Consider the following 8,797-nt stretch of genomic DNA (forward strand, 5'->3'; position numbering starts at 1 on the left):
CCGCCATCATGAACAACATCCCCGGCAGCGGCCTCTACACGGGCCCGCAGGTCGACAACCGCTACGTGATCCCGCGCTTCGTCGAGCGCACCTCGCAGGGCGTGCGCGAGTACGACCCGTACGCGAAGCTCTTCGAGGAGCGCGTGATCTTCCTCGGCGTGCAGATCGACGACGCGTCGGCCAACGACGTCATGGCGCAGCTGCTGTGCCTGGAGTCGATGGACCCGGACCGCGACATCTCCATCTACATCAACAGCCCCGGCGGCTCGTTCACGGCCCTCACGGCCATCTACGACACGATGCAGTTCGTGAAGCCGGACATCCAGACGGTCTGCATGGGCCAGGCGTCCTCCGCGGCCGCCGTGCTCCTCGCCGCCGGCACCCCGGGCAAGCGCATGGCCCTGCCGAACGCCCGCGTGCTGATCCACCAGCCCTCCGGCGGCACCGGCCGTGAGCAGCTCTCCGACCTGGAGATCGCGGCGAACGAGATCCTCCGGATGCGTACGCAGCTGGAAGAGATGCTGGCCAAGCACTCGACGACGCCGATCGAGAAGATCCGCGACGACATCGAGCGCGACAAGATCCTGACGGCCGAGGACGCCCTGGCGTACGGCCTCGTCGACCAGATCATCTCGACGCGCAAGATGAACAACGAGGCGATCGCGTAACGGCTCGCTGTATCGTCTGCCATCCCTTGGCACGGTTCACGTCAAAGTGAACCGTGCCAAGGGGGGCCCGAACGGGGGGCCCGGCAAGGTACCGTCGGATACAGGCACCAGGAGCCGCTGAACGTGGCGTCTCCCAGGCGAAGGGGAAGCACCTCGTGGCACGCATCGGTGACGGCGGCGATCTGCTCAAGTGCTCGTTCTGCGGAAAGAGCCAGAAGCAGGTCAAGAAGCTCATCGCAGGCCCCGGTGTATACATCTGCGACGAGTGCATCGACCTCTGCAACGAGATCATCGAGGAAGAACTCGCGGAGACGAGCGAAGTGCGTTGGGAAGAACTTCCCAAGCCGCGCGAGATCTACGAGTTCCTCGAGGGCTACGTCGTGGGTCAGGAGGCCGCCAAGAAGGCGCTCTCCGTGGCGGTCTACAACCACTACAAGCGCGTCCAGGCCGGCGAGAACGGCGGCGCGAGCGGCCGTGACGACGCCATCGAACTGGCGAAGTCCAACATTCTGCTGCTCGGCCCCACGGGCTCGGGCAAGACGCTCCTCGCCCAGACGCTGGCGCGGATGCTGAACGTCCCGTTCGCCATCGCCGACGCGACGGCGCTCACGGAAGCGGGCTACGTCGGCGAGGACGTCGAGAACATCCTGCTGAAGCTGATCCAGGCGGCCGACTACGACGTCAAGAAGGCCGAGACCGGGATCATCTACATCGACGAGATCGACAAGGTCGCCCGCAAGAGCGAGAACCCGTCGATCACGCGCGACGTCAGCGGCGAAGGCGTCCAGCAGGCGCTCCTGAAGATCCTCGAGGGGACCACGGCGTCGGTCCCGCCGCAGGGCGGCCGCAAGCACCCGCACCAGGAGTTCATCCAGATCGACACGACGAACGTGCTGTTCATCGTGGGCGGCGCGTTCGCCGGCCTGGAGAAGATCATCGAGTCGCGGGCGGGTGCCAAGGGCATCGGCTTCGGCGCGACGATCCACTCCAAGCGCGAGCTGGAGGAGAAGGACCAGTTCCAGGAGGTCATGCCGGAGGACCTGGTGAAGTTCGGGATGATCCCCGAGTTCATCGGCCGTCTCCCCGTCATCACCTCGGTCCACAACCTCGACCGCGAGGCGCTCCTGCAGATCCTCGTCGAGCCGCGCAACGCCCTGGTGAAGCAGTACCAGCGCCTCTTCGAACTCGACGGCGTGGAGCTGGACTTCGAGCGCGAGGCCCTGGAGGCCATCGCCGACCAGGCGATCCTGCGCCGCACCGGCGCACGCGGCCTGCGCGCGATCATGGAGGAAGTCCTCCAGTCGGTGATGTACGAGGTCCCGTCCCGCAAGGACGTGGCGCGCGTGGTCATCACCGCGGAAGCCGTTCACTCGAACGTGAACCCGACGCTGATCCCGCGGGACGCGCGCGGCGGCGGCAGCGGCGAGCAGAAGTCGGCGTAGCCGCGGAGCGGTCGACACGACGTGAGATGTGAGAGGGGCCCCGGTCGGACATCCGACCGGGGCCCCTCTCGTGCGCTGCGATCCGGGCGTCAGGCCTTGACGCGGACCTCGGCGCGGAACTTCTTCGTGGTCTCCGAAGCCGTCTTCAGGTCCGGGCTCTTGCCGGCCATCATGTCGGCGATCTCGACCGGCGCGACGAGCGCGACGGTGCTGTGGTCGCCCCAGATGCAGACCGGCATGTGGACCTTCTTGGGCCCGGTGGACGTACCCGACGACGGGTCGGTGTTCTCGACCGTCATCTCCTGGCACTTCAGGATGTAGTCGTCCGTGCTGTAGTCGGTCGGGTCACCGACGAGCTCGGCCTTGGCGTCGTCGCTGTCGCCGCCCTTCGCGGCCTCCAGCGCGCCCTTGGAGAACATGCCGTCGACGACCGACTCCGGGTCCTCGATCTCGCCGTACGCGCCCTGGAACTGGAGCACCTTGCCCGCGAGCGGGTTGGAGGTGTCCTGGACCTGGTACGAGGCGTTGACCGGCTTGCCGTTCTTCAGACCGTCCTTCTCGGCGTCCTTCATGTCCTGCTCGTCGAAGCCGTCGCCGTCGTCGGCGCCCTTCTTGTACTCGCCCAGGACCGTGGCCGGCGTCGTCAGCTTGTGCGCGCCGTCGTCCGCGACCGACGCGCCGCCGCCCCCGCCGAGCACGAAGTACGCGCCCACGCCGAGCGCCGCCACCACCGCGACCGCGGCGATGATGATGCCGGTCTTCTTCTTGCCGCCGCCCTGCGGCGGGGCCGGCGGGTACTGGCCGTACGCGTCCTGCTGCGGCTGGCCGTAGGGGCCGGGCTGCTGCGGCTGGCTGTAGCCGCCGGGCTGCTGGCCGTACGGGTTCGGCTGCTGCGGCGGGACGCCCTGCGGCGCCTGCTGCGGGTAGCCGTAGCCGGGCTGCGGGGCCTGGGGCTGCTGGCCGTACGGGCCCGGCTGCTGCGGCTGCTGGCCGTAGGGCCCGGGCTGCTGGGGCTGCTGGCCTCCGTAAGGGCCCGGCTGGTTGTAGCTCATTGGTTGGGTTCCCTCCCGATGCTTATGTGCTCCCGACATCCTGACGTACGCGCGTGCGGTTCGGGCCACCGGATTCGGTTTCAGTACAGCCTTGTGACCCCTCTAAACTGGCCCCGTGACCGAGAACTCTCAGCAGCAGAACCCAGCGCCCACCACCGAACTGCCGACCCAGTACGCGCCGGCCGAGGTAGAGGGGGCGCTGTATCAGCGCTGGGTGGACCGCGGCTACTTCACCGCTGATGCCAAGAGCGAGAAGGATCCGTACTCGATCGTCATCCCGCCGCCGAACGTCACGGGCGCGCTGCACCTGGGCCACGCGTTCCAGGTGACGCTGATGGACGCCCTCACGCGCCGCAAGCGCATGCAGGGGTTCGAGACCCTCTGGCTGCCGGGCATGGACCACGCCGGCATCGCCACGCAGAACAAGGTGGAGCAGCAGCTCGCCGAGGAGGGCAAGTCCCGGCACGACATCGGCCGCGAGGCCTTCGTCGAGAAGACCTGGCAGTGGAAGAACGAGTACGGCGGCCGGATCCTCGGCCAGCTGAAGCGGCTCGGCGCCGGTCTCGACTGGTCGCGCGAGCGGTTCACCATGGACGAGGGGCTGTCCCGCGCCGTCCAGAAGATCTTCAAGGACCTGTTCGACGACGGCCTGATCTACCGTGCCGAGCGCATCATCAACTGGTGCCCGCGCTGTCTGACGGCCATCTCGGACATCGAGGTGGACTACCAGGACGACGACGGCGAGCTGGTCTCGCTGAAGTACGGCGAGGGCGACGAGACCGTCGTCGTCGCGACCACCCGGGTCGAGACGATGCTCGGTGACACCGCGGTCGCCGTCCACCCGGACGACGAGCGGTACGCGCGCCTCATCGGCAAGCGGATCAAGCTGCCGCTGACGGACCGGACGATCCCCGTGGTCGCGGACACGCACGTCGACCCGGAGTTCGGGACCGGCGCGGTCAAGGTCACCCCGGCCCACGACCCGAACGACTTCGCGATCGGGCAGCGGCACGACCTGGAGACCCTGACGATCATGGACGAGCGCGGTGTGATCACCGTGCCCGGTCCGTTCCAGGGCCTCGACCGCTTCGAGGCGCGGTCCGCGATCGTCGCCGCGCTGCGCGAGCAGGGCCGGGTCGTCGCCGAGAAGCGGCCGTACGTCCACTCCGTGGGCCACTGCTCCCGCTGCAAGACCACCATCGAGCCGCGGCTCTCGCTGCAGTGGTGGGTCAAGGTCGAGACGCTCGCGCAGGCCGCCGGTGACGCGGTCCGTGACGGGCGGGTCGAGCTCCACCCGAAGGAGATGGAGCGCCGGTACTTCGACTGGGTCGACAACCTCAACGACTGGTGCATCTCGCGGCAGTTGTGGTGGGGTCACCGGATTCCCGTCTGGTACGGCCCGGAGGGTCAGGTCGTCTGCGTCGGTCCCGACGAGGAGGCGCCCGGCACCGAGGCCGAGGGCTGGACGCAGGACGAGGACGTCCTGGACACCTGGTTCTCGTCCGGCCTGTGGCCGTTCTCCACGCTCGGCTGGCCGGAGCGGACCGAGGACCTCGCGAAGTTCTATCCGACCTCGGTGCTGCTGACCGGGCACGACATCATCTTCTTCTGGGTCGTCCGGATGATGATGTTCGGGCTGTACTCGATGGACGGCGAGATCCCGTTCCGGACGGTCGCCCTGACCGGCCTGGTGCGCGACGAGTTCGGCAAGAAGATGTCGAAGTCGAACCCGAACGCGGTGGACCCCATCGACTGGATGGACGCCTACGGTTCGGACGCGGTCCGGTTCACGCTGGCCCGCGGCGCCAACCCGGGTGCGGACGTGCCGATCGGCGAGGACTGGGTCCAGGCCTCCCGGAACTTCGCCAACAAGATCTGGAACGCGACCCGCTTCGCGCTGATGAACGGCGCGACGATCGAGGGCCCGCTGCCGGAGCCGTCGCAGATGACGGCGACCGACCGGTGGATCCTGTCGCGGCTCAACAAGGTCGTGGCCGAGGTCGACGCGTACTACGACGACTACCAGTTCGCGAAGCTCTCCGACTCGCTCTACCACTTCGCGTGGGACGAGGTCTTCGACTGGTACGTCGAGCTGTCGAAGACGACGTTCATGGCGGGCGGCGAGCCGGCCAAGGTGTCGGGCCGGGTCCTCGGTGAGGTCCTGGACGTGACGCTGCGGCTGCTGCACCCGGTCGTGCCGTTCGTGACGGAGACGCTGTGGACGACGCTGACCGGTGGTGAGTCCGTGGTCGTCGCCGACTGGCCGAAGGACTCGGGCTTCCGGGACGAGGCGGCCGAGAAGGAGATCGAGACGGTCCAGCAGGTCGTCGTCGAGGTCCGCCGCTTCAAGGCCGAGCAGGGTCTGAAGGCCGGGCAGCGTGTCCCGGCCCGGCTCACCCTGGACGGCACGGCGCTGGCCCCGCACGAGCCGGCGATCCGTCAGCTGCTCAAGCTGCAGCCGGCGGGCGAGGACTTCACGGCCGCCGCGACGCTGCCCGTCGCCGGTGCCGAGGTGGCGCTTGACCTGTCGGGCGCGATCGACGTGGCCGCCGAGCGCAAGCGTCTGGCCAAGGACCTCGCCGCCGCCGAGAAGGACAAGGCGCAGGCCGAGGGCAAGCTGGGCAACGAGAAGTTCCTGAGCAAGGCTCCGGACCACGTCGTCGACGGCATCCGTGCGCGCCTCGCCAAGGCGGACGAGGACATCGCCCGCATCCAGGCGCAGTTGGAGCGACTGCCGCAGGCGTGACCCTCGTACGGGCATGACGAAGGCCCCCGGAACCGCAGGGTTCCGGGGGCCTTCGTGCGTGCGGTCACGCGGTGGGGCCGGGGCCGTCGTCCTTGCCGCGCAGCACCGGGACCAGGCTGCGCAGGGCGAGCCCCGCGGCGATCAGGGTGAGGCAGCCGACGACCAGCGCCAGGATGGCCAGCGGGTTCGAGCCGGTGGCGGCGAGGGCTCCGGTGCCGCCGCCACCGAGTATCGCGGCGTCGGTGGGCTTTCCGTACATGGTGGATCAACTCCTGTGCGTAGGGCGTGGGTTCAGGTGGCGACCCAGCGGGCCTCGCGGCGCAGCGCCAGATCGACGAGGGAGCGGACGAAGACGGCCTGGCGGAAGACGTCGTAGAGCAGCTCCGGGATCAGTGGCGCGGCCAGCAGCGCGGCCCGCCAGCCGAGGCGGCGCACGGTCAGGGTGCGTTCGGCGACGAACAGCAGGGTGATCGCGGTCCAGAAGACGGAGAAGCCGCCCCAGCCGACGAGGGTCAGGTTCAGTACGGCGAACAGGGCGAACAGGGCGAGTGCCAGGGCGCCCGCGCCGAGCAGCATCTGCTGGCGGAAGTACGGCGCGGTGACCTTGGTCCAGCCGTAGTCGCGCAGGTTCTCCAGGGCGCCGCGCTGCCAGCGCAGCCGCTGGTGCCACAACTTGCCGAGGGACGGCATCACTTCGGTGACCAGCCAGCAGCCGTCGGGGGAGACGGTGCGGTGGCCGAGCGTCTTGACCGCCTTGGTCATCTCGTCGTCCTCGGTGAGCGAGGCCAGCGAGTAGTAGCCGTCGCCCCCGCCGATCGTCCCGGCGAGCCGGGCCTCGCGGACCTGGCGCAGCACGTCGGCGCGGAACAGGGTGCCGGTGCCGGTGAGGACCACGGCCTCGTTCTTCTTGCGCCGGATCTCCAGTGCGTAGCGCTGGTACTCCATCCGCTGGAGCATGCCGAGCACGCCGCTGCCCTGTTCGCCGTAGAAGATGCCGCCGACCGCGCCGACCGTTCCGTCCTCGTCGAAGGCCTCGACGGCGCAGCGCACGAAGTCCGGGTTGAGGACGGTGTCGGCGTCCTGCACGAGGACGTACGCGTCGTCGTCCAGGTCCGCGAGCAGGGGCGCGAGTGCCTGGTTGAGCGCGCCGGCCTTCTTGTCCCTGTTGTCGGTGGGGAGGAAGACCTCGGCGCCGCAGTACTCGGCGATGCGGGCCGTCCGGTCGGAGCAGTTGTCGGCGACGACCACGATGCGGTCGGGGCGCCGGGTCTGCCGGTACAGGCCGGCCAGGGTGGCGACGATGCGGTCCTGCTCGTCGTGGGCGGGTATCAGGGCGACGAGTGTCATGGGAAGAGCTGTCCCTCGCTCTGCTGGAGAAGCGCCGCAGTCAGGTCGTCCTGCGACCCCAACTACTGTGGGAGGGAAGGGTGGTGGGGCCGTGGCGCGTGGGTTGCACGACGGTTGCCGCGGCCGGCCCGGGACGGAAGGGGTCCTTCGGCCCGGGTCCTAAGGCCGGGGGCGGCCGGGCGGAAGGTACCGGTAGCCGACGCCGCGGACCGTCTCCACGGGGGCAGGGTGACCGGTGGCGCGCTCGATGCTGCGGCGCAACCGCAGCACCGCGTACTTGACCTTCGAGGGGTCGCCGTCCGGCCGGGTCCGCCACGCCCGGTCGATGAGCTGCTGCGGGCTGAGCACCTGTCCGGCGTTGTAGGCGAGCGCGAACAGCAGGTCGAACTCCAGGGGGGTGAGCGGGACGAAGGTGCCGTCGAGCGAGGCTTCGCGGGTGGCGACGTCGAGGCTGAGGCAGCCGTCGTTCAGCAACTGGCTGGTCGGGGCAGCGGGCCTGGCACGCCGCAGCCGTGCCTGGATCAGTTCCTTGATCAGCGGCAGGGGGACGTCGAGCGACAGCAGGTCGTCGGCGCCCGCCCGCAACGCCCGCAGCGCGACCCGCTCGCGGTAGGTCCGGTCGAGCGCCATGATGCGCAGGTCCTCGTCCATGGTGCGGACCTGCTGCAGCACTTCCCACGGACCGGGGTCGCGCAGCCGCAGGCTGAGCAGCAGCAGGTCGGGCCGGTACTTGTAGAGATCGCGCAGCGCGTCCCGGCCGGTGTGGACGAGGTGGTAGGTGAACTGCTCGTCCAGCACCTCGTGGACGACGTCCAGGGGAGCGTCGGGCGGCGCCGCCACCAGCAGCAGCGGCAGGGCCCGCTTCCCGGGCGTGCCGTGCGTCATGCGACGCGCAGCCCGAGCCGGACCAGCTCCGCCTCCGCCAGCGCGTCCAGGGTCGCCGGGTCGCCCTCCCGCCAGCTCTCGGCGAGGCTGCCCGGGGTGCTGTCGGGGAGCGTGTCGGCGGTGCGGCCGACCTCGTCCAGGGGGCGCAGCAGGGCGCGCAGGGCGAGGAGTTCACGGCCGTCCTCGGTGGCCGCGAGGTCCCGGGCGGCGGCGGCCTGCCGGACCCAGCGCAGCCGCCGCGGCAGCCACAGCAGGAGCAGCAGCCCCACGGGTACGACGAACAGGGCGACGGCCGCGAGGAGGGCCAGCGCCCGGGCGGGACCCGCCCCGGGCGGCGCGGCGCTCGCGAGCCGGTCGCCGGCCAGGGCGACGTCGTGCAGCGTGCCGTTCATCCGCGGCCCGAGCAGCGGGATCCGGGGCCGGGGGTGGGGCGCGGGGCGGGCCTGGACGGAGATGAGCCGGTGCGCGACGACGGCGGCCGCGGCCCAGCCCGCGGTCCACAGCAGGACGGCTCCGTCGCCGAGGACCTGCCGGACGCGGCGGCCGGGGTGATGTGCGTACCACATGCTCCGATTGGACCCCCGGAGTCCCCGGACCGGGTGGTCACCGCGCCGGACGGCCGAGCGGGTTACGGCGGATGGACGCGCGACGACCGGC

8 protein-coding genes are annotated in these 8,797 nt (G+C 70.1%); 3 read left to right on the forward strand and 5 right to left on the reverse strand.

Annotated features, from left to right (window positions below):
* Nucleotides 1-8 precede the first annotated feature (8 nt).
* Nucleotides 9-668: an ATP-dependent Clp protease proteolytic subunit gene (locus tag RBJ77_RS17130; protein WP_018531452.1), complete on the forward strand. Its 660-nt coding sequence runs from the start codon at nt 9-11 to the stop codon at nt 666-668.
* Between the two features lie 155 nt (nt 669-823).
* On the forward strand, nt 824-2,110 hold the full coding sequence (gene clpX, locus RBJ77_RS17135) for an ATP-dependent Clp protease ATP-binding subunit ClpX (RefSeq protein ID WP_255971558.1): 1,287 nt from the start codon (nt 824-826) through the stop codon (nt 2,108-2,110).
* An 89-nt stretch (nt 2,111-2,199) separates the two neighbouring features.
* Here the strand turns inward: clpX and RBJ77_RS17140 are convergent, their stop codons facing one another.
* A complete protein-coding gene (locus RBJ77_RS17140) occupies nt 2,200-3,162 on the reverse strand; it encodes a hypothetical protein (protein ID WP_255971556.1) in 963 nt (320 codons plus the stop codon).
* A gap of 115 nt (nt 3,163-3,277) precedes the next feature.
* Here RBJ77_RS17140 and RBJ77_RS17145 point away from each other — a divergent pair, with 115 nt between their 5' ends.
* Entirely contained in the window at nt 3,278-5,908 is a 2,631-nt protein-coding gene (locus RBJ77_RS17145; RefSeq protein WP_372345838.1) for a valine--tRNA ligase, read from the forward strand.
* Nucleotides 5,909-5,972: 64 nt separating this feature from the next.
* Here the strand turns inward: RBJ77_RS17145 and RBJ77_RS17150 are convergent, their stop codons facing one another.
* From RBJ77_RS17150 to RBJ77_RS17165, 4 genes are all read right to left on the reverse strand, one after another.
* On the reverse strand, nt 5,973-6,167 hold the full coding sequence (locus RBJ77_RS17150) for a hypothetical protein (protein WP_255971552.1): 195 nt from the start codon (nt 6,165-6,167) through the stop codon (nt 5,973-5,975).
* Nucleotides 6,168-6,199: 32 nt separating this feature from the next.
* On the reverse strand, nt 6,200-7,255 hold the full coding sequence (locus RBJ77_RS17155; protein WP_372345839.1) for a glycosyltransferase family 2 protein: 1,056 nt from the start codon (nt 7,253-7,255) through the stop codon (nt 6,200-6,202).
* A 159-nt stretch (nt 7,256-7,414) separates the two neighbouring features.
* Nucleotides 7,415-8,140 (reverse strand): winged-helix domain-containing protein, encoded by a 726-nt coding sequence (locus RBJ77_RS17160; protein WP_372345840.1) that lies wholly within the window; start codon nt 8,138-8,140, stop codon nt 7,415-7,417.
* A complete protein-coding gene (locus RBJ77_RS17165; protein ID WP_372345841.1) occupies nt 8,137-8,706 on the reverse strand; it encodes a hypothetical protein in 570 nt (189 codons plus the stop codon). The genes RBJ77_RS17160 and RBJ77_RS17165 overlap by 4 nt, the downstream gene beginning before the upstream one ends.
* Nucleotides 8,707-8,797: the final 91 nt, after the last annotated feature.

This window comes from Streptomyces sp. KL116D (assembly GCF_030766975.1).
Taxonomy (GTDB): Bacteria; Actinomycetota; Actinomycetes; order Streptomycetales; family Streptomycetaceae; genus Streptomyces; species Streptomyces longispororuber_A.